This is a genomic window from Clostridium vincentii (assembly GCF_002995745.1).
GTDB classification, from domain to species: domain Bacteria; phylum Bacillota; class Clostridia; order Clostridiales; family Clostridiaceae; genus Clostridium; species Clostridium vincentii.
Window position 1 is genome coordinate 21507 of the sequence record NZ_PVXQ01000016.1, and the last position, 24532, is coordinate 46038.

Annotated in this window: 25 protein-coding genes and 1 pseudogene; 3 read left to right on the forward strand and 23 right to left on the reverse strand. The window is 30.1% G+C overall.

Features of this window, described 5'->3' with window-relative positions; all coding sequences use genetic code 11:
- Nucleotides 1-265: 265 nt before the first annotated feature.
- The 8 genes from CLVI_RS08630 to CLVI_RS08665 form a co-directional block, all read right to left on the reverse strand.
- The gene (locus tag CLVI_RS08630; protein ID WP_106059724.1) at nucleotides 266-1123 is read right to left on the reverse strand and encodes a tagatose bisphosphate family class II aldolase; all 858 of its coding nucleotides are present in this window, start codon (nucleotides 1121-1123) and stop codon (nucleotides 266-268) included.
- A 26-nt stretch (nucleotides 1124-1149) separates the two neighbouring features.
- Nucleotides 1150-1668: a galactose-6-phosphate isomerase subunit LacB gene (gene lacB, locus CLVI_RS08635; RefSeq protein ID WP_106059725.1), complete on the reverse strand. Its 519-nt coding sequence runs from the start codon at nucleotides 1666-1668 to the stop codon at nucleotides 1150-1152.
- A gap of 15 nt (nucleotides 1669-1683) precedes the next feature.
- The gene (gene lacA, locus CLVI_RS08640; RefSeq protein WP_106059726.1) at nucleotides 1684-2109 is read right to left on the reverse strand and encodes a galactose-6-phosphate isomerase subunit LacA; all 426 of its coding nucleotides are present in this window, start codon (nucleotides 2107-2109) and stop codon (nucleotides 1684-1686) included.
- A 2-nt stretch (nucleotides 2110-2111) separates the two neighbouring features.
- Nucleotides 2112-2879, reverse strand: coding sequence for a DeoR/GlpR family DNA-binding transcription regulator (locus tag CLVI_RS08645; RefSeq protein ID WP_106059727.1), 768 nt, complete (start codon nucleotides 2877-2879; stop codon nucleotides 2112-2114).
- Between the two features lie 86 nt (nucleotides 2880-2965).
- Nucleotides 2966-4378, reverse strand: a complete 1413-nt coding sequence (locus CLVI_RS08650) for a PTS galactitol transporter subunit IIC (RefSeq protein WP_106059728.1) — start codon at nucleotides 4376-4378, stop codon at nucleotides 2966-2968.
- A gap of 23 nt (nucleotides 4379-4401) precedes the next feature.
- Nucleotides 4402-4704, reverse strand: a complete 303-nt coding sequence (locus CLVI_RS08655) for a PTS sugar transporter subunit IIB (protein WP_106059729.1) — start codon at nucleotides 4702-4704, stop codon at nucleotides 4402-4404.
- A gap of 19 nt (nucleotides 4705-4723) precedes the next feature.
- Entirely contained in the window at nucleotides 4724-5200 is a 477-nt protein-coding gene (locus CLVI_RS08660; protein WP_106059730.1) for a PTS sugar transporter subunit IIA, read from the reverse strand.
- A gap of 355 nt (nucleotides 5201-5555) precedes the next feature.
- On the reverse strand, nucleotides 5556-6317 hold the full coding sequence (locus CLVI_RS08665; RefSeq protein ID WP_106059731.1) for a DeoR/GlpR family DNA-binding transcription regulator: 762 nt from the start codon (nucleotides 6315-6317) through the stop codon (nucleotides 5556-5558).
- A gap of 260 nt (nucleotides 6318-6577) precedes the next feature.
- On the opposite strand from CLVI_RS08665, the gene CLVI_RS08670 reads away from it, so the two are divergent.
- The gene (locus CLVI_RS08670; protein ID WP_242980629.1) at nucleotides 6578-7159 is read left to right on the forward strand and encodes a hypothetical protein; all 582 of its coding nucleotides are present in this window, start codon (nucleotides 6578-6580) and stop codon (nucleotides 7157-7159) included.
- Nucleotides 7160-7283: 124 nt separating this feature from the next.
- Here the strand turns inward: CLVI_RS08670 and CLVI_RS08675 are convergent, their stop codons facing one another.
- The 13 genes from CLVI_RS08675 to CLVI_RS08735 all read right to left on the reverse strand — a co-directional run bounded on the left by CLVI_RS08675 (nucleotide 7284) and on the right by CLVI_RS08735 (nucleotide 21756).
- Nucleotides 7284-8090 (reverse strand): MurR/RpiR family transcriptional regulator, encoded by an 807-nt coding sequence (locus CLVI_RS08675; RefSeq protein WP_106059733.1) that lies wholly within the window; start codon nucleotides 8088-8090, stop codon nucleotides 7284-7286.
- A 222-nt stretch (nucleotides 8091-8312) separates the two neighbouring features.
- Nucleotides 8313-9638: a 6-phospho-alpha-glucosidase gene (locus tag CLVI_RS08680; RefSeq protein ID WP_106059734.1), complete on the reverse strand. Its 1326-nt coding sequence runs from the start codon at nucleotides 9636-9638 to the stop codon at nucleotides 8313-8315.
- Between the two features lie 247 nt (nucleotides 9639-9885).
- Nucleotides 9886-10383 carry a hypothetical protein gene (locus tag CLVI_RS08685; protein ID WP_106059735.1) on the reverse strand — a complete coding sequence of 166 codons (498 nt, stop codon included), beginning with the start codon at nucleotides 10381-10383 and terminating at the stop codon, nucleotides 9886-9888.
- Between the two features lie 189 nt (nucleotides 10384-10572).
- A complete protein-coding gene (locus CLVI_RS08690) occupies nucleotides 10573-11898 on the reverse strand; it encodes a 6-phospho-alpha-glucosidase (protein ID WP_106059736.1) in 1326 nt (441 codons plus the stop codon).
- 91 nt (nucleotides 11899-11989) lie between these two features.
- Complete coding sequence (locus tag CLVI_RS08695; protein ID WP_106059737.1) at nucleotides 11990-13582, reverse strand: alpha-glucoside-specific PTS transporter subunit IIBC; 1593 nt, start codon at nucleotides 13580-13582, stop codon at nucleotides 11990-11992.
- Nucleotides 13583-13865: 283 nt separating this feature from the next.
- Nucleotides 13866-15029 carry an iron-containing alcohol dehydrogenase gene (locus tag CLVI_RS08700; RefSeq protein ID WP_106059738.1) on the reverse strand — a complete coding sequence of 388 codons (1164 nt, stop codon included), beginning with the start codon at nucleotides 15027-15029 and terminating at the stop codon, nucleotides 13866-13868.
- A 56-nt stretch (nucleotides 15030-15085) separates the two neighbouring features.
- Nucleotides 15086-15832: a nickel pincer cofactor biosynthesis protein LarB gene (larB, locus tag CLVI_RS08705; protein ID WP_106059739.1), complete on the reverse strand. Its 747-nt coding sequence runs from the start codon at nucleotides 15830-15832 to the stop codon at nucleotides 15086-15088.
- 45 nt (nucleotides 15833-15877) lie between these two features.
- Entirely contained in the window at nucleotides 15878-16696 is an 819-nt protein-coding gene (larE, locus tag CLVI_RS08710) for an ATP-dependent sacrificial sulfur transferase LarE (protein ID WP_106059740.1), read from the reverse strand.
- A complete protein-coding gene (gene larC, locus CLVI_RS08715) occupies nucleotides 16686-17981 on the reverse strand; it encodes a nickel pincer cofactor biosynthesis protein LarC (RefSeq protein WP_106059741.1) in 1296 nt (431 codons plus the stop codon). Before larC ends, larE begins: the two co-directional genes overlap by 11 nt.
- Nucleotides 17982-18006: 25 nt before the next feature.
- Complete coding sequence (locus CLVI_RS08720) at nucleotides 18007-18732, reverse strand: energy-coupling factor ABC transporter ATP-binding protein (RefSeq protein WP_106059742.1); 726 nt, start codon at nucleotides 18730-18732, stop codon at nucleotides 18007-18009.
- A gap of 21 nt (nucleotides 18733-18753) precedes the next feature.
- The gene (locus CLVI_RS08725; RefSeq protein ID WP_106059743.1) at nucleotides 18754-19548 is read right to left on the reverse strand and encodes an energy-coupling factor transporter transmembrane component T; all 795 of its coding nucleotides are present in this window, start codon (nucleotides 19546-19548) and stop codon (nucleotides 18754-18756) included.
- Nucleotides 19549-20529, reverse strand: a complete 981-nt coding sequence (gene cbiM / locus CLVI_RS08730) for a cobalt transporter CbiM (protein WP_106059744.1) — start codon at nucleotides 20527-20529, stop codon at nucleotides 19549-19551.
- A 69-nt stretch (nucleotides 20530-20598) separates the two neighbouring features.
- Nucleotides 20599-21756, reverse strand: a complete 1158-nt coding sequence (locus CLVI_RS08735) for an aldo/keto reductase (RefSeq protein ID WP_106059745.1) — start codon at nucleotides 21754-21756, stop codon at nucleotides 20599-20601.
- A 217-nt stretch (nucleotides 21757-21973) separates the two neighbouring features.
- Here CLVI_RS08735 and CLVI_RS08740 point away from each other — a divergent pair, with 217 nt between their 5' ends.
- Both CLVI_RS08740 and CLVI_RS08745 read left to right on the forward strand, forming a co-directional pair.
- Complete coding sequence (locus tag CLVI_RS08740) at nucleotides 21974-22342, forward strand: MerR family transcriptional regulator (protein ID WP_106059746.1); 369 nt, start codon at nucleotides 21974-21976, stop codon at nucleotides 22340-22342.
- A 135-nt stretch (nucleotides 22343-22477) separates the two neighbouring features.
- Nucleotides 22478-22657, forward strand: a complete 180-nt coding sequence (locus CLVI_RS08745) for a hypothetical protein (RefSeq protein WP_106059747.1) — start codon at nucleotides 22478-22480, stop codon at nucleotides 22655-22657.
- A 72-nt stretch (nucleotides 22658-22729) separates the two neighbouring features.
- Here CLVI_RS08745 and CLVI_RS08750 read toward each other — a convergent pair.
- A pseudogene (locus CLVI_RS08750) lies at nucleotides 22730-23073 on the reverse strand (phenylpyruvate tautomerase MIF-related protein).
- 20 nt (nucleotides 23074-23093) lie between these two features.
- Complete coding sequence (locus CLVI_RS08755) at nucleotides 23094-24530, reverse strand: Rne/Rng family ribonuclease (protein WP_106059748.1); 1437 nt, start codon at nucleotides 24528-24530, stop codon at nucleotides 23094-23096.
- Between the last annotated feature and the right edge of the window lie 2 nt (nucleotides 24531-24532).

Genomic DNA, 24532 nt, shown 5'->3' on the forward strand with positions numbered 1-24532 from the left:
TCAGTAATATTACTCTTAATTCTACAAAAGCGTAGGTTGTTAATTCCTACGCCTTTATTTTGGACTTTCTCTACAAGTTGAACTTTTCTGTTATTAAAAGTTCAATTATATTTAAATTGTATTTTCAATTTTTTTGTTCTATAATTATCTTGAATGTTTATTTATTTTTCTTAGGTTTAGTACATCTATTCCTAAGATTTTTTTTATTCTAAATTATTTAAGTACACTGACAATTACTTGTTCTATCTATACTTAAATTTATCTACTAATATCTATTAGCACTTCCGCATACATTAATTTTGTGCATTACTATTTTCTTCATAGCTTCTTTTCCTGGAGCCATGTATTTTCTTGGGTCATTTGCCTTAGGATTTTCTTTAAAATATTCCTTTACCGCATCTGAGAATGGAATTTTTAAATCTGTTGCAACATTGACCTTACATATTCCAAGAGATATCGCCTTTTTAACTAATTCATCTGGCACATCTGAAGCTCCATGTAATACTAACGGTATACTAACCTTGCTTCTTATTTCTTTCAATCTTTCAAAATCAAGTTTAGGTTCACCCTTATATAATCCATGAGCTGTTCCTATTGCTATGGCTAATGAATCTATCCCTGTTCTGCTTACAAATTCAGCTGCATTATCAGGATTTGTATACATAGCATCTTTTTTATCAACAACTAAATCATCTTCTACTCCCCCAAGCTTTCCAAGTTCTGCTTCAACAACCGCATCATATTCATGAGCATATTCAACCACAGCTTTAACAGTTGCTATATTTTCTTCAAAGGATTTTTTTGAAGCATCGATCATACATGATTTAAATCCTATATCTATATCTTTTTTAATCGCTTGTACATCTTCAAAATGATCTAAATGGATAGCTATTGGTATATTATATTTTCCTGCTGCTACCTCTGCCATAGCTTTTATATAATCTGGTCCTGCGTACTCTTCTATTGTTGATGGTGTTCCAGCTATTATTACTGGTGATCTCATCTCCATTGCAGTCTCTGCAACAACTTGTAATGTTTCAAGATTGTGTATATTAAATGCTGGTACTGCATATCCGTCTTTTTGTGCCTTTAAAAGCATTTCTCTTGTTGATAATAAATTCATTTTATATCCTCCTCTTGTTTTAAACCTTAATCGTGATATTCTCCTCTATCCCACTTCTCTAAGAATTCATCAAAGAAATGTTCATTTCCAAATTGATCATCTTTTCTAGTTGCTATAGCATCTATTTTAGCTATAATTTTCTTATCTTCTTCAGTTGGTTCAAACTTTGTTTCAAGAAAAGCATCTATTATATTTTCCATTAAACCAGCACCTGTAATTCTTCCACCAAATCCAATTATATTGGCATTTAAATGTTTTTTAGCATATATTGCTGTTGATACATCTCTTACTAATGCTGGTCTTGTTCCTACTACTTTAGCTGTTGATCCTGTTATTCCAACCCCCGTACCACAAAGAACTACTCCTAAATCAACTTCCCCAGATGCTACCTTTTCACCAGCTTTCTTACCATATATAGCGAAATGTGTTCTTATATGATCATAAGTCCCACAATCTATTACCTCATGTCCTTTTTCTGTTAAATATTCTACTATGTGTATTTTTATATCTGTGACAATATGGTCACATGCAACTGCAATCTTCATTTTTAATTCCCCCTCTTATAACATTTTATTTAACATATCTACTCTTACTTGATGTCTTCCAGCAGCATATTCTTCATTTAAATATGCATCTACCATGGCTTCTGCTAATTTATTTCCCGCTATTCCAGAACCCATTGCTATTATTGATGTATTATTATGTGCCCTTGTCATCATTGCTGAATGTTCATCTGAAACTTCAGCACAGATGATTCCTTTATGTTTATTAGCTGCCATAAATGATCCAGCACCATACTCATCTATAAGTATTCCTCTGTCCCCCTCCTTAGATAATATTCCGGTACAAACTCTATCTGTTGCATCTACTAAATCTACTTCATCTTCTGTTTTATCAATTACCTCATAACCCTTTTCTTTTAAATAACCTTTTAAATGTTCTCTTAAATTTTTTCCTTTTTTGTCTGATCCAATTAAAACTTTCACTTTTATCTCTCCTCTATTTCATTTATTACTTTACAATATTCCGAATACTTTTTTTTCAAATCTACATCTAATGCTGAATCTGTTACTAATGCAGTAGCGTCTTCTAATTTATACAATGTAAAAAAATCTTCCCTTTCAATCTTTGTTGAATCGCAAACAACATATCTTCTCACAGCATTGTTCATAATTATATTCTGGCATACACCCTCTTCTTCATTAGAAGTCATAACATTATTATCTGAAATTCCATTAGCTCCTATAAAAGCTACTTTAACTCTAATCTCGCTTAAAACTTCATTAGCAAAATTTCCAACAAATGTACTTGTCTTCTCTCTTAATCTTCCTCCAATAAGTATTAGTTCAAATCTATTGTCATTTCTAAACTTCTCAAAGATGTTAAGACAATTTGTTATAATCTTGGCAGAAGAAACATTAATGTAATCATATATATGTTCACTTGTTGTTCCTGGGCCTATATAAACAATGTCATTTTCATTAATTAGACTTGCTGCGATCTTTGCTACCTCAATCTTTTTGTCAAGGTTTATACTTCTTTTTTCAGTTGATGATAATTCTTGAAACTTGATACTATCTTTACTTCTAGCTCCTCCATGGATTCTAACTAGTAATCCTTGTTCCTCTAAGAACTTAAGATCTCTTCTTAACGTCATTTCAGTTGTTTTTAATTTTTCTGTCAACTCTGAAACTCTAATTATTCCGAATCTATTTATAAGTTCTAATATAATCTTATGTCTTTCTTCCTTTAACATTTCTATACCCACCTTACGTTATGCTTTTATTTTGAGTATACGACCTAATTAAACTTTACCAATTAGGGAAATAAAAATGTAGGTTTTTATTTAGTTGCTTCTAGTAAATACTCTTTATTTCTCTTTTTCATTTGCTTAGCGTACCAAACAAATATTAATAAATATAATCCTATTGTTATTGCAAATGTTAATCCAGTTTCAAAATTCATATTTCCACCAAATTTACCTACAACAATTCCAATAAACTTTTCTACTGGACCTTCAAGTGTAGAGTGAGTTATAGCTGCTGTTTCTGAAATTCCTGCTGGAAAAGCTCCTACAAGCTGTGCTGTCTTAGTAACAAATTCAGAAATTGCAGTACCTGATAATAGGAATACTGGTAATAGACAAGATCCTGATATAATCATTCTTATTAATTTCCCTCTTGTTACTACTAATAACGCTGGAGTTAATCCCATTGCAATTATTCCACCTAAAGGTAAAACTTGATTACCAGGTAAAATTAACGCTTCTATAAGAAGTATTGGTGCCAAAACATTAGCTGTTGCCCATATTTCTGCTCTAGATGCTAAGAATGGCCAATCTATACCTATATTGAACTTTCTTCCTTGGAATTTCTTACTCATAAAGTTTGTAATTCCTTGTGAAAGTGGTTCAACTGCTGCGATAAACCAACTTCCTATTAGTGAAAATAATTCTAAACACATACCACCTGTAAATGCTAATGTTGAAATATCTTTTACACTTTGTTTTCCAAGTAATCCAACAAATATACCTAAATAACAACCTATGGCAAATTTACTTCCCCAGAAACCAATCTTATTATTAAGTGTGGCAGCATCAAAGTCGAATTTATCTAAGAAAGGTAAAAATTTATCAAAGAATTTATCAAATATCATTATTATAGGATTTATCATAAAATTTAAATGTGTTGTAGTTGTAGGATTTGATTCTGGCATATTTATTAGTTTATTAAATGTTGGTTTCATTAAATCTGCATTTATAAACTTTAGAACTCCTATAAATGCTACAAGTAATGTTGCTAAAATTAAATTATTATCTGAATAGTACATTACTATAAGACCTACTATTGATAAATGCCAAACATTAAAAACATCGACATCCAATGTATCTGTTTTCTTCAAAACAAGCATTATTATATTAATAACAACTAATATAAATAAGAAATATAGGGTATAGACAGATCCCCATGTTATTGTTGCAAGTGGTGCCCACCCTACATCAGTAACTGAAAGCTGAATTCCTGTAGATTTTACAAATGCTTGTAGTGCTGGAGTAAATGCTCCTGTAAGAATTCCTATTACTCCACCCATTCCTGTAAGGGCTATTGCAAGTTTTATCCCGCCTTCAATAGCTTTGGAAAGTTTTACTTTCATCATTACTGCTAATAATGTTAAAACTATAAACATCATTGCTGGACCACCAAGATTAATAATTGGCTGGAATATCTTATTTGCTAATTCAATAACTGTACTCATTTCTTCCACCTCACCTTATTATTTTATTTATTCAACTTCTTAAGAACTATTTCGAGTTCATCAAAAACTGGTTTACTCATCATAGGCATTCTGTATAAAATCGGACCTGCTTCAACAATTGGTATTTTTATTTCAAAGCTACAATCTGGTTTTGAAATGGGTGTGAAAACATCATATTTAGATACTAACTCTTCAGTGATATCCTTTATCATAACTGCATCAGCTGTTACTTGATAACCTCTCTTTTTCATTTCCTCCTCAATAGCATCCTTAATTTGGTGACTTGAATTTATTCCTGCTCCACATGCTGCTAAAATTTTAATCATAATACTAACCTCCATAAATTTAATTATTTTTTACTACATTATAAAGTTCTTCTATTGTTTCTGCTTTTTCTAATGAATTTATATTATTTTTATTTGTTACAAAATCCATAATATTGGCAAGTATATTAGCTTGTTCTTCACCTGCCTTATTAAGAATCATAAACAGATATTTAACTTTTAATTCACTATCTGAATCCATCATGTTCTTTACATTGATTTCATTTTGTAATTTTACTAAAATTACTTTTGTAGCATTGCAGTATTCACTTTCAGTATGTGGTATTGCAACATTTGGAAAATCCTTTTCAATAACACTTAAATCAATTCCTGTTGGATAGTTCTTTTCCCTCTCCTTTATAGATTCTAAATAATGTTCTTTTGTAAGGCCCAGTTTGAATAGCTTGTCCGCCATGATTTCAAAAGCTTGATCTAAATTAGTGAAATCTTCTTGAAATATTAATCCATGTTCAAATAATTGATTTTTATCTTTTATCATTTCCCCCTCCTTAGTTTGCTTTTGTTCGTTTATTTTTTGTTTTGTTTGTTTTCTTCTATGATTCTATTATATATTGTTTTATTTTTTTTGCAATTGTCCGTTTAAATGTTTACATTCAGTTTTCTTTTGTTTAATCTACTTTTGCTTCATTTTACTATCTTTTACTCATTATTTCATTTTTTCATTGTATTTTAATATTACTATATATCTAGTAGTAATCAGAGCCCATACAATAAGGCTCTGATTACATATCGCTATTAATCAAAGCCTTATTTACTAACAAAATTACTTATATTCTATTTTTAATTCTTCCTTATTTGTCTGATCAATTAAAAGACTAACTTTTATTTCTCTTCTATTTTATTTTATTTATTACTTTACAATATTTTGAATACTTCTTTTTTAGCTCTACATCTATTCCTGAATCTGTTATTAATGCTGTAGCATCTTCTAATTTATATAATGTAAAGAAGTCTTCCTTTTCAATCTTTGTTGAATCACATATAACATATCTTTTCATAGCATTATTCATAATAATGTTCTGGCATACGCCTTCCTCTTCGTTAGATGTCATAACGTTATTATCTGAAATTCCATTAGCTCCTATAAAAGCTATTTTAACTCTAATTTTTATTAAAACCTCATTAGCGAAATTTCCAACAAATGTACTAGTCTGTTTTCTTAGTCTTCCACCGATAAGAATTAATTCAAATCTATCATCATCCTTAAATTTATCAAATATATTTAAGCAATTTGTTATGATCTTGGCGGAAGAAACATTAATGTACTCATATATATGCTCACAGGTAGTCCCTGGACCTATATAAATAATATCATCTTCATTAATTAAGCTTGCTGCAATCTTTGCAACCTCAATTTTCTTTTCTATATTTAAAGTTCTCTTTTCATTAGGAGATAATTCTTCAAATCTAATGTTTCTTTCACTTCTAGCTCCACCATGAATTCTAACAAGCAATCCTTTTTCTTCTAAATACTTAAGGTCTCTTCTTAAAGTCATCTCTGTAGCTTCTAATTTTTCTGTTAATTCCGAAACTCTAATTATTCCAAGTCTATTTACAGTTTCCACCATTATTTGTTGTCTTTCTTCTTTTAACATTTTTACCTCCTTTTATTTTTACTTAATTTATATTTGTTTGTTATTTTTTTGTTTTGTTCTATTTTGTTTATATATTTATTATATATCGTTTTTTAAGTTTTGCAACTTTCTATTTATACCTTAAATGTATCATTCTAGCCTTACCTCTGTTATACTTATTGTCATAATAATAATAAAAGAGGTGTTTTTTTATAAATACGAATTATAAAAACGTAGAAAATAAATATGAAATTCAAGGCGATGTAGTTTTAATTTCAGTATTGAAGAAGGATGGTTCCGAACTAATATCTAAAATAGATGTTACTGATATGGAAAAGATTAAGAACATAGGTACTTGGTTTGCTGAATGGCATAAGGATTTTAATAGTTATTTAGTTCAAAACATAAGTTCAACTAAAACTAATAAACAATCTAAGCCACTAAAACAAACTCTACATAGTGTAATTTTAGATGCCAATCCTAAAGCTCCTATTAAACACATAAATGGAGATACTCTAGATAATAGAAGATGTAACATTGCAGTAGTTGAAAGAAATACTAAAAATGATTACGAAATCTTAGACGAAAATATTATCTCTATAATTTTAAGAGATAAGAATGGTAAAGCTTCTTCTAGAGCTCTAGTTTCTAATGAAGATTTAAATACTGTAATTACTGACGAATTTACTTGGATAGAGTATAAAGCTGATGGTAATATTCACGTTGTGGCTAATACTTCTAATGGAAGAATCTATTTAGATAAAATGCTTATGACTCCTAGCGATAGCGAGATCATTCACCATATTAATCTTAATCCATTAGATTGCAAACGATCTAACATGGAAAAAAAGGCAACAGTTTAGTATTTAAAATTTGTTAATAAGCCTAAAAAATAGTAGCCCCATTCGTAAATGGATAGCTACTATTTTTTTATTTTATAACAAGACTTTTCACATTATGTCTAATGAATACTTCTTTTTTTCTTTTCTATTTATCTGTAACTTCCTCTTCATCACTATTCCCAGCCTTTATCATAGATTGGTTTTCAACATATATTAAATATTCCCTGAATAATATGTCTACTAGAAGAAAAAATAATGCTGTTGATTCGTGAGTTTGGTCTTTTCCAGCATTAATAACAGTAGTCGAGATATATAAATTATAAGGAGTATTTCTCGCCACTACATTATCGCTGAATTTTGTCATTGATATATATTTGATTCCATTGATCTTTAAATTACTTGCTATTGTCTTAAAAAAATCTCTGTTTCCATTTAAAGTTATTATAATAAGAACATCTTTTAACGTTACATCAGAAAGTACTGTTTGTAATTCTGTTTCGCCTTCGATTACATAAAGATACTTACGGGACACCAAAAATGTTCTTTGCATTTCCTTTGCTATAGCTTTTTGAGTCATTCCTGTTCCATAAACAAATACCCTATCTGAGTCATATATTAATTTGGATATTTCTTGCATATTTTTATGATTTAGATTTTTCTTTGTTTCTTCCAAATCCAGATAAAACTTATTCACATAGTCTCTATCTGTTTGATCATTCTCCTTTTTTTTCTCTTCCCAGCTTAACATAACTTTAAACTCACTATATCCTTTAAAGCCCAATTTTTGGGCAAATCTTAAAATTGTTGTTCTTGATACATTACATTTATCAGCAAGATTGTTAATTGATACATTAGTACATTCGCTCTTATTACTACATATAAATTTCAGAATATATAAATCATTTTCATTTAATTTTGAATAATTATTGTTTATTACTTCTTCTAATCTCATAGCATATCCCCCTAATTTAAGTAGTTGCGCTAATTATCTTATATCATTATAACAAATTTTAATAATTATTGTTTAATATAATAAACTCAACTTAATATAGTTCTTTACACTATATCTTAGAGGAATAGATGGGATTTAAAAAATATTTAATAAAAGGTTGCTTATAGAACTAATTAATTCTATTTAAGCAACCTTTTACTAATGATTATTCTAACACTGGTATTATTTTAATGTTGGCCAATATTCTTTATTAGCTTCAATTAAATCATCAAGAATTTGTTTTGCAACTGATACACTTGGCACTGTCTTTGATAATGAAATTGCTTGCCATAATTTTTGATATGAGCCTTCTGCCCAAGCCTCAACTGTTAATTTTTCAACTGAAACTTGTTGCTCCATTAATCCCTTTTGGAATTGAGGAATAGGTCCAACTACTAGTGGTTCTGGTCCATTATTTCCTACTATACATGCAATTTCAACCATTGCAGTCCTATCAAAGTTTTCAATTGCTCCATTATTTTCTACTATTAATAACATTCTCTCTTTAGTGTTATATGCAATAGCACGAGCTAAGTCAACTATATATGAAGCATGTTCATCAACATGAAGTCCGCAACCTTCTGAAGTTCCTTTTTCTACTACCTTTTTACATTCTCCAAATACAAATTTTTCTCTTCCATCCATAACTTCATTTGCTCTTGAATATTCTTTATTAGAATGTTTTACAACATAATCTGGGAACAAATAATACTTTAAATATGTGTTTGGTAAAGTATCTGGATCTATTGCCCATACATCCTTTGCTTTCGAGTATGTGTCATTCCAGCTAGCTTCTGTGTTTTGATTTTCTTTTACATCAACAATGTATCCATGTTTTGCAACATGTTCTTTTATCTTTGGCATTAAATCATTGCCTTCCTTGTCTTTAATACTTGTCCACCAACCAAAGTGATTTAATCCATAGTACTTAATATCCATTTCTTTTCTTGAAGATAATCCAGCTATCTCAGCCATGGCACCTTCAATTCCAATTGGCATATCACATATATTTAATATTCTTGAAGTTGGTCTTAATTTTCTAGTAGCCTCTGCTACTATAGCTGCTGGATTTGAATAATTTAACATCCATGCATTTGGTGAATATTTTTCCATAAAATCAATGATTTCAATTATTCCACCAATTGAACGCATTCCATATGAAATTCCTCCTGGTCCACAAGTTTCTTGTCCAAGAACTCCGTATCTTAATGGAATTTTTTCATCTTTTTCTCTCATTGCATATTTACCAACTCTAATATGAGCCATTATAAAATCAATATCTGTAAATGCTTCTTCGGGATCTGTTGTTTGAATAAATTCTATTTCTGGTGCTCTTTCTTTTAATATTATTTCACAAGCTTTAGCCACCTTATCTTGCCTGTCCGCATCATTATCAAAAAATTTTATCTTTCTAATAGGAAATTTATCTAAGTTATCAAGTAACATTAATACTATTCCTGGAGTAAATGTACTTCCACCGCCTGCTATTGCTATTGAAAATTTATTCATTGTTTATTCCTCCTAAAATTTTTAATGTTTATTTTTAATATATTTGTTAATTAACAATAATATATTAATATCTAGTTTTAAGTTGTTTTTTATTACTGCATCCCTTTGACACTTTTAATGTTATCACCATGAGATTACGTTCACAATGCATTTAGAGCATCTAGGTATTTTTCACGTGTTCTGTTATTTATTCTAATATGTGTGAATTTTCACACTCACATTAAGTGGTGAATATTTTGACGATTAACTAGACTATATTTATCCTTGCATAAACACAAATTATTGCCACAAAAATTGCAAATACACTTATTAATGAACTTTGTATGGATTTTTTTTCCTTTAATTGTATTTTTAATTCTTTAAAATTAATCTTAAAACCATCATGTAATTTATATAATACATATGCTATACCACAAAAAGGTATTAAATTTAATAATATTATTTGAGATAATGCAATTGCTAACAATATTATTTTTGCAAACAGCATATTCTTGTTTTCCTTCAGATTATCATATGCATTTTGACAGCAAATTCCACAAACTGGCCCTAGCATTGCTGTAATAAAAGCTATAGTCATATTTATATCTTCAATAACTGGAGCAAATATTTTACCCCCACTTATATTTGAAATTATATATAGGTACATTAAGAACAAGACCGGAGTTATTTTAAAAAACATAGTTACTATTTTTAATATAAATACTTCTTGTTTTTCTTTGCTATTTATCTTTAAATTCTTCTTCATTAATATTCCCCGCCTTTATCATAGATTAGTTTTCAAAAATTGCTGTTAAATATACTAAACTCAACTTAATATAGTTCTTTACACTATATCTTAGAGAAATTTTCAAAATTATTTAATAAAAGGTTGCTTTTTAGAACTAATTAATTCTATTTAAGCAACCTTTTACTAATGATTATTCTAATACTGGTATTATTTTAACGTTGGCCAATATTCTTTATTAGCTTCAATTAAATCATCAAGAATTTGCTTTGCAACTGATACACTAGGAACTGTCTTTGATAATGAAATTGCTTGCCATAATTTTTGATATGATCCTTCTGCCCATGCCTCAACTGTTAATTTTTCAACTGAAACTTGTTGCTCCATTAATCCCTTTTGGAATTGAGGAATAGGTCCAACTACTAGTGGTTCCGGTCCATTGTTTCCTACTATACATGCAATCTCAACCATTGCAGTCTTATCAAAGTTTTCTATTGCTCCATTATTTTCTACTATTAATAACATTCTTTCTTTAGTGTTATATGCAATAGCACGAGCTAAGTCAACTATATATGAAGCATGTTCATCAATATGAAGTCCACAATCTTCTGAAGTTCCTTTTTCTACTACCTTTTTGCATTCTCCAAATACGAACTTTTCTCTTCCATCCATAACTTCATTTGCTCTTGAATATTCTTTATTAGAATGTTCTACAACATAATCTGGGAATAAATAATACTTTAAATATGTGTTTGGTAAAGTATCTGGATCTATTGCCCATACATCTCTTGCTTTTGTAAATGTATCTGACCAACTAGCCTCAGGGTTCTGAAGTTCTCCAGGAGCTCCATTATATCCATATTTTGCAACGTGTTCTTTTATCTTTGGCATTAAATCATTGCCTTCCTTGTCTTTAACACTTGTCCACCATCCAAAATGATTTAAACCATAGTATTTAATGTCCATTTCTTTTCTTGAAGATAATCCAACTATCTCAGCCATGGCAGTTTCAATTCCAATTGGCATATCACATATATTTAATATTTTTGAAGTTGGTCTTAATTTTCTAGTAGCCTCTGCTACTATAGCTGCTGGATTTGAATAATTTAACATCCATGCATTTGGTGAATATTTTTCCATAAAATCAATGATTTCAATTATTCCACCAATTGAACGCATTCCATATGAAATTCCTCCTGGTCCACAAGTTTCTTGTCCAAGAACTCCGTATCTTAATGGAATTTTTTCATCTTTTTCTCTCATTGCATATTTACCAACTCTAATATGAGCCATTATAAAATCAATATCTGTAAATGCTTCTTCGGGATCTGTTGTTTGAATAAATTCTATTTCTGGTGCTCTTTCTTTTAATATTATTTCACAAGCTTTAGCCACCTTATCTTGCCTGTCCGCATCATTATCAAAAAATTTTATCTTTCTAATAGGAAATTTATCTAAGTTATCAAGTAACATTAATACTATTCCTGGAGTAAATGTACTTCCACCGCCTGCTATTGCTATTGAAAATTTATTCATTGTTTATTCCTCCTAAAATTTAAATATTTATTTTTAATATATTTATTAATTAAAATAGTTATATTATTGTGTAGTTTTTAAATTATATTTTTTATAAAAGTTCTTCAAATCGTTGTCTTACTTGCGGTACTGCTAGTCCAACTATAACTTGAACAGCTTTTCCTTTGTTTACTAAGCCATGCGCTCCAGCTGCTACAAAAACTTTTGAATCTTGAACCAACGCTGGATCTTTTACTGTAATTCTAAGCCGGGTTGCACAATTAGTTACATCTTCTATATTATCTTTTCCACCTAATGCTTCTAAAAATGCTTTTGCTTTAGTATCTCTTACATCTACTTTTTGTCCTTTTTCTCCCTTTTCTTCTGAAATAGCTTTTTTAGCTACATAATCTGCTTTTCTATATAATTTATCTTCATTTCCATCTTCATCATCTGTACGTCCTAGAGTCTTAAAGTCAAACTTAAGAATTAAGAATCTAAATACGAAGAAATAAATTGCTGTAAATATTAATCCTATTACTATTTGAGTTACATAGGTTCCTGAATGATATTTAAATAATGGAAGCCAATTTTGAGCTATCCAATCTATTAATCCTCCACCAAAATTTCCTGTTACACCAAATGCAAATGATACTGCTGACAATGTTGCTGCTAAAGCCGCATGTACTGCAAATAATACTGGTGCAACAAATAAGAATGTAAATTCAAGTGGTTCTGTAATTCCTGCAAAAACAGCTGTTAATGTTGCTGGAATTAAAAGTCCTGCTACCATCTTTTTCTTTTCTGGTTTTGCTGTTGCATACATAGCTAAGGCTATACCAGTACATCCAAAAACCTTTGATAATCCATGTAGTGCAAATCCACCTTGTGGAAAAAGTTCTTTTAATGTATGAGCTGAAGTTGAAAATTCTGATATATGGGATGGCCAATAAGCTTGAATTCCTTCACTTACAACTGCTGGTCCAAATATAAATGGTGTGTATATAAAATGATGTAATCCTGTTGGTATTAAAATACGTTCTAAGAATGTATATATCCATACCCCAAATATACCTGAAGATTTTAAAAATCCTTGCATTGATCCAATTCCAATTTGTACCTTTGGCCATAAGAAGCATAATATTAATGCAACTGGAATCATTACGAAGAATCCTACTATGCATACAAGGGATGAACCTTTAAATACTCCTAAGAATTCTGGTAATTCAGTATCAAAGAATCTATCATGTAAATATACAACAATAGCTGCAATTAATATTGCTCCAACCATACCGAAATCTAATGTTTTTATGCTTGCTACCATTGCAAGTCCGGTTCCGCCTCCAGCTTGAAGTGAATAATCAACACCAAAAGTTGGTCCCCATAACGTAAGCATTGCTGCTACAAAGTAATTGAATGTACAGTATAATACTACTGATTCTAAACAAGCACGAGCTTGGTTCTTTTTAGCAAGCCCTATTGGAAGTCCAATTACAAATAATAAAGGTAATTGGTTAAATACTGTCCATGCACCTTGTTCTACGATATACCATATGTTATACCATACTGTTCCTTCTGCCGCTATTGACCCTAATAGGTCCTGATTCTTAAATAGTATCGCTAACGCCACTATTATACCTGAAAATGAAAATAATAATACCGGTGTGAACATCGCTCCACCAAATCGTTGAATCTTTTGCATCATAACTTCTTTTCCCCCTAATTATTTTTTTATTATCTCAGCCCTTTGACACTTTTAATGTTACCATCCAAAGATTACGTTTACAATATCTTCTCAGCATCTAGGTATTTTTCACGTGTTCTGTTATTTATTCTAATATGTGTGAATTTTCACACTCCTGTCAAATTAGAAATTTTTGAGTCCTAGAGGGACTTACATAAAAAAATAGTAGCTATCCAATCTCTAAATGGATAGCTACTATTTTAAATTTTCTACTCAAATAAATCTAATTTTATTACCGAAATACCTATAGGGCAAGTTGATATATATTTAATACATCTTGCCATTTTAATATTTTCAATCCACCAATTTCCCTATTTCCAGCTGCTTTTTTAGCCATTATCTCTAAATTAGTTTTATCAATTTTAACTTCTACTAATGTTGTAGGTAAACTTAATTCTTTATAAAATGCTTCTAAACGATTTATACCTTCCATCACTATTTCTTCTTGATCTCTAAATCCACCTTCGACACCCATAACATTCACGGCAAATTGAAGAAACATATTCATGTTGTCATGACAAACATATCGCATCCAAAACGGTGTTAAAATAGCAAGTCCTGCTCCATGAGGAATATCATAAATAGCACTTAATTCATGCTCCATAGCATGACATGCCCAATCTTGGTCACGTCCAACTCCAAGCAATCCATTATGAGCAATATTTCCACCCAAACAAATTTCTGCCCAAGCATCATAATTTCCTAAATTCTTATTTAAAGTTCTACCATTTTTCATTATTGTACGAAGTACACTTTCACACAAACCATCAATAACATCTGTATGTAATGTATTTGTGAAGTATCTTTCCATTATATGACTCATCATATCACTAACACCATTAGCCATTTGATTATGTGGTAATGTTAAACATATTTCCGGATTAATAACACTAAAAACGGGTTTTAACAATTCACTTCCATACCCAATTTTAAGTTGTTTTTCTTCATTTGTAATAACAGAATTACCACTTGATTCACTTCCTGCCGCAGGAATTGTTAAAATTGTTCCTATATTTAAAGCTGAAACTGGTTTTTTACCTGTTTCAAATAGTTGCCATACATCGCTAGGATAAGAAACGCCCATAGAAATAGCTTTAGATGAATCTATAACACTTCCACCACCAACTGCTAAAATAAAGTTTATATCATTTTTTCTACACAATTCAATTCCTTCACGTACTAAAGTTAATCTAGGATTAGGCTTAACCCCTGCAAGCTCAATGATCTCAATGTTTTCAGCCTTCAAGGAAGCTATTACTTCATCATATATCCCACTTTTTTTAATACTTCCGCCGCCATAGTGTAATAATATTTTATTACTATAAGGTTTAATTAAAGCTCCTATACCCTTGTGCTGACCCTTACCAAATATAATCTTTGTCTTATTTTGATAGTTAAAGTTAATCATAAAACATTCATCCTTCCATCAATCTATTCTTGAATTTAAAGTTTTGTTATATTATATTATAACTTATTAATGATACTAGCGCTATAGGCTGCCCCAAATCCATTATCTATATTTACTACACTAACCCCACTGGCACAACTATTCAACATGGATAGCAAAGCTGAAATCCCGCCGAAATTTGCTCCATAACCAACACTGGTAGGAACTGCTATAACAGGCTTATCTACAAGACCTCCTACTACACTCGCTAAAGCTCCTTCCATTCCTGCAATTACTATAACCACTTTCGCACCTCTAATAATATCTAGTTTTGAAAAAAGCCTATGTATACCTGCAACACCTACATCAGTTATTTGTTCAACTCTATTTCCTAATATTCTTGCAGTTTCAACAGCCTCTTCTACCACTGGCAAATCTGAAGTCCCAGCTGCAACAATTGCAATATAACTATCTGTAAGATCTTGTTCTTTTTTCTTAATTGTTATAGTTCGTCCAAGCTTATTGTATTTTGCATCTTCACATATTTCCTTTACTGCATTATACATCTCTTGCGTAGCTCGGGTCCCCAATATATTACTATCCTTTGTAATCATAAACTTAACAATTTCTTGAACTTGCTCTACTGTCTTTCCTTCACAATATATTACTTCAGGATAACCAACTCTTAATTCTCTATGATTGTCTATCATTGCAAAGCCTAAATCCTTAAAGGGCAAATCTTCTAATTTTTCAAGAGCTTGTTCTATATTTATTTTATTATCTTTAACTGCTTCTAGTAGATTTTTAATTTCTTCTTTATTCATTAGTTTTTATTCTCCTCCAAAGATCCATACTTTATTATATTATACTTATTTTCTAGTCACATCTGTGGTCATAGTTTCATTAAAACTTCCTACTCTATATCCTTGTAAATCCAATGTTACATATTTAAATCCACATTTCTTTATTTCACTAGATATTGTATCTAAAAGCTCTTCATCAAATAAATTACTTCTATCATTTCTATCTACTTCAACTCGTGCTAAATCTCCATGACACCTTACTCTAACAGCTCTAAATCCTATACTCATCATAAATTTTTCAGCATTTTCAATCTTCTCAAAGGCCTCTAATTTTAATTCATCACCATAGGGTATCCTTGTTAAAAGACAAGCATATGAAGGTTTATCCCAAGTTTTAAGTCCTAATTCTTTAGAAAATTCTCTTATTTGTGCTTTGCCTATTTTGCATTCTAGAAGTGGACTTTTTACTTCTAATTCTTTTAGGGCTTTAAGTCCTGGTCTGTAATCGCCTAGATCATCAAGGTTTGTTCCATCAATTACATATTTATATCCTTCTTCTTTAGCTACAGATATTATCATCCCAAATACTGCAGTTTTACAAAGATAACATCTGTCCTCAGGGTTAAATTTTATAGATTCGATAATTGGAGCTTCTATAATTTGATGTTTAACACCTAATTTTTTTCCTAATTCCTTGGCTTCTGCTATTTCCCATTTAGGTATGTATGGAGACATAATTGTTATTGCCTTTAAATTATCCCCAAGGGCTTCTTGAGCTGCTCTAAGTAAAAAAGTACTATCCACGCCTCCTGAAAAGGCTAGAACTACCTTATCCAGGCTTTTAAGATAATTTATTAATTCATTGTATTTATCATTATTTTTCATATATATCCCCTACCTCTTTATAGACTTCTTTATATATTTTTTCCATGATAATATCATTTTGTATTGCTATGTTTTTACATTCTTCATATTCTGGCTTATATTTAATTAATTTTCCTTTGTAATAAGATTTTTTAATTGTAATGTCTCCGTACTGAGTTTTTACTTTTGAAAAGTCTCTATTTAACATTATTTTTTCCACTCCATATTTCCTTATACCTATTGAAGTAGTTTCCTGAAAAATGATATCTATAATTTCCTTCTCAATCTCTTCATTAACTAATACGCTTAATTTCACTCCTGGTCTTCCCTTTTTCATAAATATAGATGTCTTAAATACATCTAAAGCCCCTTTTTCAAAAAGCTTCTCTTCAACATATCCATAAAATTCTGGATTCATATCATCAATATTAGTTTCCAAAATATACTGATTCTCTATTTCTTCATTTTCTTGTATTTCACCTAAATATACTCTTAAAACATTAGGTATATCTAAATCTCTATGCCCTATTCCATAGGCTATTTTATTTATAGAAAAATCCATTTTTTGAGTGAATTCTTTAACATTAGCTGCTAATATCGCTGCTCCTGTAGGTGTAGTTGTCTCGAATGGCACTATTCCAGTATTAATTGGTATATTTTTCAATATTTCTACAGTTGCGGGCGCCGGAACCGGCATAAGTCCATGGGCACATTTAACAAAACCTCCACCTACCTGAACTTGTGATGCCATAATCTTATCCACATCTAAATAATCTATGCAAATTGCAGCTCCCACCATATCTATAATAGAATCAATAGCACCTACTTCATGAAAATGCACTTCATATAAAGTTTTTCCATGAACCTTAGCTTCTGCCTCGGCTACTCTCATGAACATATCCAGACTTAATTTTTTTACTTTATCTTTTAAAGAACTTGAATTTATAATATCTTCAATATCCTTTAGATTTCTATGATGATGTTCAGGCTTATTTGCATGGACATGCGTATGATTTTCAGCATGGGAATGACTATGCTCTTCATTATGTTCATGATGATGATTGTTTAAATCTTTTTCAACTAGAGATTTTTTAATGTGAGATTGATTATTTAATATAACATCTACTCTAGTCCCTGTTATTCCTAATTTAATAGATTTTTCAATTTTTATTTCATATTCAGAATTCAACTTAAGTTTAGATATTTCTTCTATTAAATACTCCTTAGGAACTCCTAAATCTAATAATGCTGCTAAATTCATATCTCCACTTATGCCACAAAAACAATCGTAATATAATATTTTCATCTTAATCCCTCCAATATATTTATCTTTAGATAATGTTATATTTTCTTAGGAATTCTTCATCCTTTAAAACATTTTCATAACTATCATCTCTAATAATTTTATGATCCTCTGAAAAAACAATAGCTCTATTAAAAATTCCTTCTATATATTCAAAATCATGGGTAGCACAAATTATAGTTTTCCCACTTTTATTTAAATCAATTAGTAAATCTCTTAAAAATCTTTTCCCCTTAGGATCTATTCCATTCATAGGTTCATCCAAAGTAATCGTCTCTGGATTCATAGCTAAAACACTAGCAATCGCGACTCTTTTCTTCTCTCCTCCACTTAAATTATAAGGATGCTCTTCCTTTAATTTATCTACATTAAGAAGATTAAGGCAATCACAAACTCTTTTATTAATTTCCGCCTCTGGCAAACCCATTTGCACAAGACCAAAAGCTACTTCCTCAAAGACTGTGGAACAAAAAAGTTGTGTGTCAGAATTTTGAAATACGAATCCTAATTTTTTATGAAACAATTTCAAGTATTTATTATCCTTTAATGCTCCCTGGTTTATTTCACTTCCATCAAACATATATTTTCCTTGATTCGGGAAAATAATAGCATTCAATAGTTTTAACAGAGTTGATTTTCCACTTCCATTTGGACCTATAATAGCAACAGCTTCTCCTTCTTTTATATGGACATTTACATTGTCAAGAGCTACCTTATTCTTGTAAGTAAATGAAATACTCTCTAATTTTATCATTAATACTTCTCCTTAATCTGCTTAGTAATTCAAGTATATAAACAAACTAACTAATAGTATACATATTGTTATATATACATAATCAATTTTCTTGAAAGTTAAATTCATCTTTGTAGTATATTCTCCTACAAAACATCTACACTCCATAGCATGAAACATTTCTTCACTGATTTTATAGGATTTTATAAACAGATTACCCATAATTGCAGTAAGGGAATTATACTTATTAGAAGTTGTACCAATTGATCTAAGTTTTAATGCATATAATAGGTTAATAGAATATTCTCCTAGCAAAACAATATATTTTATTGTTATATCCATAGTCCATATAAATATATCTGGTATAAATAATAACTTTAAAGACTTACAAACCTCACTCCATTTAGTATTATGAGATAGTAGATTCATAAGAAATATAGTTGTTATCATTTTTTGAAAAAGCAATAAACTATTGTATACATTGCCATAAAACATAGAAGGGATTAAAGCGATTAATGTTATAAAAGGGAATATGCAAGCTCTAAGGATAATTCTTTTACTTGCTCTTTTATCCATTAGAGAAAGGTTTACCATAACATATAAATCCAAGATAAATAAGTAAACAAAACTTCTTGAAAGAGAAATCAATATTACATTTAATATTGTACTTATAACTTTCAATGTTGGATTTATTGAATACACTAATTTATCTTGGCTTTTATTTTGCCTAATAATTGAAATTATTTTAATTATCGAGAATATACTTTTCTCTATATATGAATTTTTATCTTTCTTAGGGACATAATTATTCTTTTCTGCAAGCCACTGTGGAATCATTTAGTCTCCTTTTTGTCTCTTCTTTAAATTAATTTTGGCAAGAATTCTAAAAATAATAAATATTATTAGTACTCCTACTAAAGCAGATATAATATATCCAACATATTCTTTTAAGGTACCCATAGTATAGTCTGGAATTAAAGAATTAAATTGAAATCCTTCTTCCATTCCTTTAGGTACAAATCCTATAAAGTTTTTAAACTCCTCTGCTCCCCACTCACCCCAGGCAGTTCCACTAGCTAATAGCCCTAAAGGAGTTGCCAAAACAAGCATTCCTATTACAATATAGAAAGGTTTTATTTTATTCACACTACCCTTGTATGAAATTTCCGGAGAAGCCTTTTTTATATAACTATACGCTCCTAAAGTTATCATTCCCTCTAAGAAACCAACTACTAATAAATGAGGTATAGCCATTGCTGGAATAGATATAGACAATCCATAAGGACTATATAACGGCAATCCTGAAAAGTCCTTAAAAAGCAGTGGTTGAATACCAAACTCTATTGCTGCAAATAATGCCGCCATATTAACAGAAATATATCCTGCTAAGAATGCTGCAAAATATTCTCCTTTTTCCTTTGGCAAAACTTTCTTAATAAAATTAAACAAATAATGTGCTGTAAACGGCATTATAAAAGCCATGTTGAAACAATTTACACCAAAAGCTAATATTCCTCCATCACCAAAAAATAATGCTTGAATTGCAAGAGCTATAGTAACTGTAAAGACTGCACAATACGGCCCTAATAGAATAGCTACAAGGGCTGCTCCAATAGCATGCCCTGTAGTTCCTCCTGGAAGTGGTATATTAAACATCATAATTAAAAATGAAAAGGCTGCTGCTACTCCAAGTAGAGGCATTTTTTGTCTTGTTATTTCAGTTTTCACCTTCATACTTGCGCGTCTCCATATAGGAATCATAGCAACTCCAAAAGCAGCACAAGTTGAAGGACTTAAATAATTATCAGGTATATGCATATCTTCCCCCTCTTAAACCACGTGCGTGGTTAGTTGAAAATTATTCTCCCAACTATCAATTTTCAATTATCAATTAAACAAAGCTGTAACGTTTTTTAGTTCTTTACGAATTTCAATTGCTTGTGGACAATGAGTTTCACATTTACCACACTCTACACATTTATCTGCTCTTTCCTCAGGTTTTAATGATGTATATCTAGACTTAAGATACTTATCTGTTTCTGGAGTAACAAATAAACTATGCTCATTATAAAGAGTAAAGTTCTTAGGAATATTTACTCCTGCTGGACAAGGCATACAATATTCACAAGCTGTACAGTTAACCTTTATTCTTTCCTTAAATACTTTATTAACATCATCTATTGTCTTTAATTCCTTTTCTGTTAATGAATCCGGTAAAGCATCACTTGCTACTCTTATATTTTCAGTGACATTGTCCATTATATTCATACCACTTAATACTACAGACACTTCTGGATGGTTCCATACCCATCTTAATGCCCATTCAGCTGGAGATCTTTTAATCTCTGCTTCTGCAAATGTATTTTTAACTACATCTGGAAGATCCTTAACTATTTTACCACCTCTAAGTGGCTCCATAATAACAACCCCTAATCCTTTATTAGCTGCATATTTAAGACCTTCATTTCCTGCTTGGAACTTTTCATCTAAATAATTATATTGAATTTGGCAAAAAGACCAATCATAATAATCTACTATTCCTTTAAATACCTCTAACTTATCATGGAATGAAAATCCTGCATATCTTATTCTTCCATCTTTTATTGCAGAATCTAAAAATTCATCTATTCCTAATTTCTTTAAGTTTTCCCAGGTAGCTGCATTTAAAGAATGTACTAGATAAAAATCTATTGTCTTTGTTTGAAGCCGTTCTAATTGCTCATTTAAATACTTGTCCATATCTTCTCTAGTTTTAATTAACCAGCTAGGAAGTTTTGTAGCTAAATTAACTTTTTCCCTATACCCATCTTTTAATGCTCTACCTACAAAAGGTTCGCTTTCTCCACCACTTCCCATTCCAGTTCCATGATAAGGATATGCAGTATCTACATAGTTAACACCCTCATCAATAGCATAACGAATCATTTCTATAGCTTTTTCATCATCAATTTTAGTAGTATCACCGTCAATAATAGGTAACCTCATAGTTCCAAATCCTAAAGCTGATACCTTTTCATTTGTCTTTCCAAGTTTTCTATATAACAAAATAACTCCTCCTAAGATAATAATATTATTGAATAACTTAATCTATGTTCATTTTACATCTTAGAGTCTACTCTAAGTCAATAGTTTTTTATTAAAAGACCTATACTTATTATTTATAAACATGTCATATTAATTTTTTTGAATTTACAAGTTCATCTGCTTAGAGTATACTCTAACTTATAAGAAAACTTTATATTTTTATAGGAGGATATATATTATGGGATATAGTATTGCTGAAGTAGCTGAAAAGACTCATTTAACTGCACACACCCTTAGATATTATGAAAAAGAAGGTTTATTACCTTTTGTACACCGCAGTGACTCTGGAAACAGAGATTTTATGGATAAAGATTTAGAATGGCTTGAACTTATTTGTTGTTTGAAGAAAACAGGTATGCCTATAAAGAGAATCAAAGAATATATTGGTTTATGCCTTAAAGGCGATGAAACTCTTGAAGTACGCAGAAAAATATTTCTAAATCACCGCGAAGAAGTTATAAATGGAATAGCAGACTTACAAAAGAATCTTGATAAGATAAATTGCAAAATTAAATATTATGATTCTGCTTGTGATTGTGAAAAATAAAATTTAGATATGTATTTCATTCTTCAATCACCTTTAATTTAATGTTATAATATAGAATATATATCGTTTAATATATATCTCAAATTAAATCGTATTTTTAAACATAATAAAATATTTACTATTGGGGAGTGTAAAATGAAAAACAAATCAAATTTATCAAGTATATTAATAGCTATTTTATTTCTTGTATTAACAATATCAAAAATCTTAAATAAGGAATATATTCTTGGTGGCATTTGCATTCTTGTAGCTGTTGCTAATTTGATTGTCTATTTCCGTTCTAATGCAAAAAAAAGTGATTCTAGTGTTAAATAGGTCTTTACACTTAAAATAAAGCAGGTAGTCCAAACTTAGACTACCTGCTTTTTGATTTAGATTTATTTAAATCTAAAACATCTTTCCATTCCATCCCCAGTCTTTTATCTCATCGAAAGTTATGTATATGTTATCTTTTGGTATATTAAGTTCTTCTTCAAATAAGATAGAAACTTTTGATGTTATGGCCTCCTTATGCTTCCTCTGAGCTGTTCCAAACATTTTAATCTCTATAAAAGCAGCCTTTTGTTTTTTTCACCTCTAAAGAAAAGTTCATGGCCATCTTTAAACCCTACCATAAGCCATTCCTCGCTTTTCCCAGGAATTTCGGTAATTATTTCGCCTAATCTTGATTTTATAAGCTCTTTCTTTTCATCTGTCATTTTTACTGTTAAAGTTGAATTTATGTATGGCATAATGAGCCTCCTTAAAAATATTATATTTTAACTAAATATTGGCTTATATTAGTTTTTTGATTTATAAAGATTAGTGGTTCAACTTTATAACCTTCAATGCCATTTATATAATTTATATAAATCTCTTTATCCAGTCCATCAATATTTTTTAAGAAACCTACTAGATCTCCCTTAATTTTATCCTTATAACTTTCATCAACTTCAATAAAGAAATCTTTAATACCATTTTCATTATAATATTTTATAATTTGATTATGAATTAATCCCTCTAAATAGGACAATTTAAGAAGCATCCCTGTTCCATTGCATAAAGGGCAAGTTTCCTCCATATATTCATAAATACTTTTCCCAATTCTCTTTCTAGATATCTGTACTAGATTTAATTCAGTAAATGGATATATTTTAAAATTTCCTCCATCTTCCTTTAGAGCGTCTTTAATTTCTTTCATAACAATAGCCTTATGAGATTTCTCTCTTAAATCTATAAAATCTATTACAATAATACCACTTAGGTTTCTTAAAAGGATTTGCCTTCCAATCTCCCTAGCAGCCTCTACATTAGTCTCTAGTATGGTTTTTTCAAAGCTTTTTTCCTTAATATTTTTCCCCGTATTTACATCAATTGCATACATAGCTTCAGTTTTATCTATTACAATAGAACCTCCACAAGGTAGTACTACCTTATTATGTCTAAGCTTTAAAAGCTCCTTTTCTATATCATAGGAATCGAATAGGCACTTTTCTTTATCAAACAGCTTAACCCTTACATATTCTTCATCCTTAACATATTCACAAACAAAGTTATAATCCTCATCATTATCAATGATTATCTCAGCTGGCAATGTTCCTATCTTATCGCGTAATACCCTTGTTATTGCAAGATTATCACCATAAAGCTTTCCTAGATTTATAGAATATTTCATTTTTCTATTTATTTCTAAAAATTCCTTCTCTAAAAGTCGTCTCTCATGTAAAAGTTCCTCTATGCTAGCACTATCTGCTTCAGTTCTTATAATTATTTTAGCTCCTTCAACCTCTGGAAGTTCTGCCAAAATAAGCTCCTTCTTTATTTCGTCCTTAAATCTTCTGGAAAATTCAATACCTTCTCCAACACCTTCAAGAACCATATATTTTGAAGGGATAGCATATCTTGTAGTTAACTTAGCTCCCTTTTGATTTAAAGGCTCTTTTACTATTTCAACTGCAATCTCCTGTCCTTTTTTTATTCCTTCAGCCTTTAGTTCATTGCTAAAATAAAGATACCCTTCCTTCTCTAACCCTAGATCAACAAAAATTGAGTTAGTGGCAGGAATAATATTTTTAACCCTGCCCTTATATATTTCTCCAGCTATAGGACCGGTGCTAACCTCATCTACAATACATTCTTGTAATATATTATTATTTTTTATTGCTATTCTTAGAGTATTTTCTCTTCTCTCTATAAAAATTTCTTTCATTA

Bases quoted from the DNA above. Each gene is read 5' to 3' on its own strand.
- CLVI_RS08630 (WP_106059724.1), bottom strand. From the start codon at position 1,123: ATGAATTTATTATCAACAAGAGAAATGCTTTTAAAGGCACAAAAAGAC.
- lacB (WP_106059725.1), bottom strand. From the start codon at position 1,668: ATGAAGATTGCAGTTGCATGTGACCATATTGTCACAGATATAAAAATA.
- CLVI_RS08645 (WP_106059727.1), bottom strand. From the start codon at position 2,879: ATGTTAAAGGAAGAAAGACATAAGATTATATTAGAACTTATAAATAGA.
- CLVI_RS08650 (WP_106059728.1), bottom strand. From the start codon at position 4,378: ATGAGTACAGTTATTGAATTAGCAAATAAGATATTCCAGCCAATTATT.
- CLVI_RS08655 (WP_106059729.1), bottom strand. From the start codon at position 4,704: ATGATTAAAATTTTAGCAGCATGTGGAGCAGGAATAAATTCAAGTCAC.
- CLVI_RS08660 (WP_106059730.1), bottom strand. From the start codon at position 5,200: ATGATAAAAGATAAAAATCAATTATTTGAACATGGATTAATATTTCAA.
- CLVI_RS08665 (WP_106059731.1), bottom strand. From the start codon at position 6,317: ATGTTAAAAGAAGAAAGACAACAAATAATGGTGGAAACTGTAAATAGA.
- CLVI_RS08675 (WP_106059733.1), bottom strand. From the start codon at position 8,090: ATGAGATTAGAAGAAGTAATAAACAATAATTATTCAAAATTAAATGAA.
- CLVI_RS08680 (WP_106059734.1), bottom strand. From the start codon at position 9,638: ATGAATAAATTTTCAATAGCAATAGCAGGCGGTGGAAGTACATTTACT.
- CLVI_RS08685 (WP_106059735.1), bottom strand. From the start codon at position 10,383: ATGAAGAAGAATTTAAAGATAAATAGCAAAGAAAAACAAGAAGTATTT.
- CLVI_RS08690 (WP_106059736.1), bottom strand. From the start codon at position 11,898: ATGAATAAATTTTCAATAGCAATAGCAGGCGGTGGAAGTACATTTACT.
- CLVI_RS08695 (WP_106059737.1), bottom strand. From the start codon at position 13,582: ATGATGCAAAAGATTCAACGATTTGGTGGAGCGATGTTCACACCGGTA.
- CLVI_RS08700 (WP_106059738.1), bottom strand. From the start codon at position 15,029: ATGATTAACTTTAACTATCAAAATAAGACAAAGATTATATTTGGTAAG.
- larB (WP_106059739.1), bottom strand. From the start codon at position 15,832: ATGAATAAAGAAGAAATTAAAAATCTACTAGAAGCAGTTAAAGATAAT.
- larE (WP_106059740.1), bottom strand. From the start codon at position 16,696: ATGAAAAATAATGATAAATACAATGAATTAATAAATTATCTTAAAAGC.
- larC (WP_106059741.1), bottom strand. From the start codon at position 17,981: ATGAAAATATTATATTACGATTGTTTTTGTGGCATAAGTGGAGATATG.
- CLVI_RS08720 (WP_106059742.1), bottom strand. From the start codon at position 18,732: ATGATAAAATTAGAGAGTATTTCATTTACTTACAAGAATAAGGTAGCT.
- CLVI_RS08725 (WP_106059743.1), bottom strand. From the start codon at position 19,548: ATGATTCCACAGTGGCTTGCAGAAAAGAATAATTATGTCCCTAAGAAA.
- cbiM (WP_106059744.1), bottom strand. From the start codon at position 20,529: ATGCATATACCTGATAATTATTTAAGTCCTTCAACTTGTGCTGCTTTT.
- CLVI_RS08740 (WP_106059746.1), top strand. From the start codon at position 21,974: ATGGGATATAGTATTGCTGAAGTAGCTGAAAAGACTCATTTAACTGCA.
- CLVI_RS08745 (WP_106059747.1), top strand. From the start codon at position 22,478: ATGAAAAACAAATCAAATTTATCAAGTATATTAATAGCTATTTTATTT.
- CLVI_RS08755 (WP_106059748.1), bottom strand. From the start codon at position 24,530: ATGAAAGAAATTTTTATAGAGAGAAGAGAAAATACTCTAAGAATAGCA.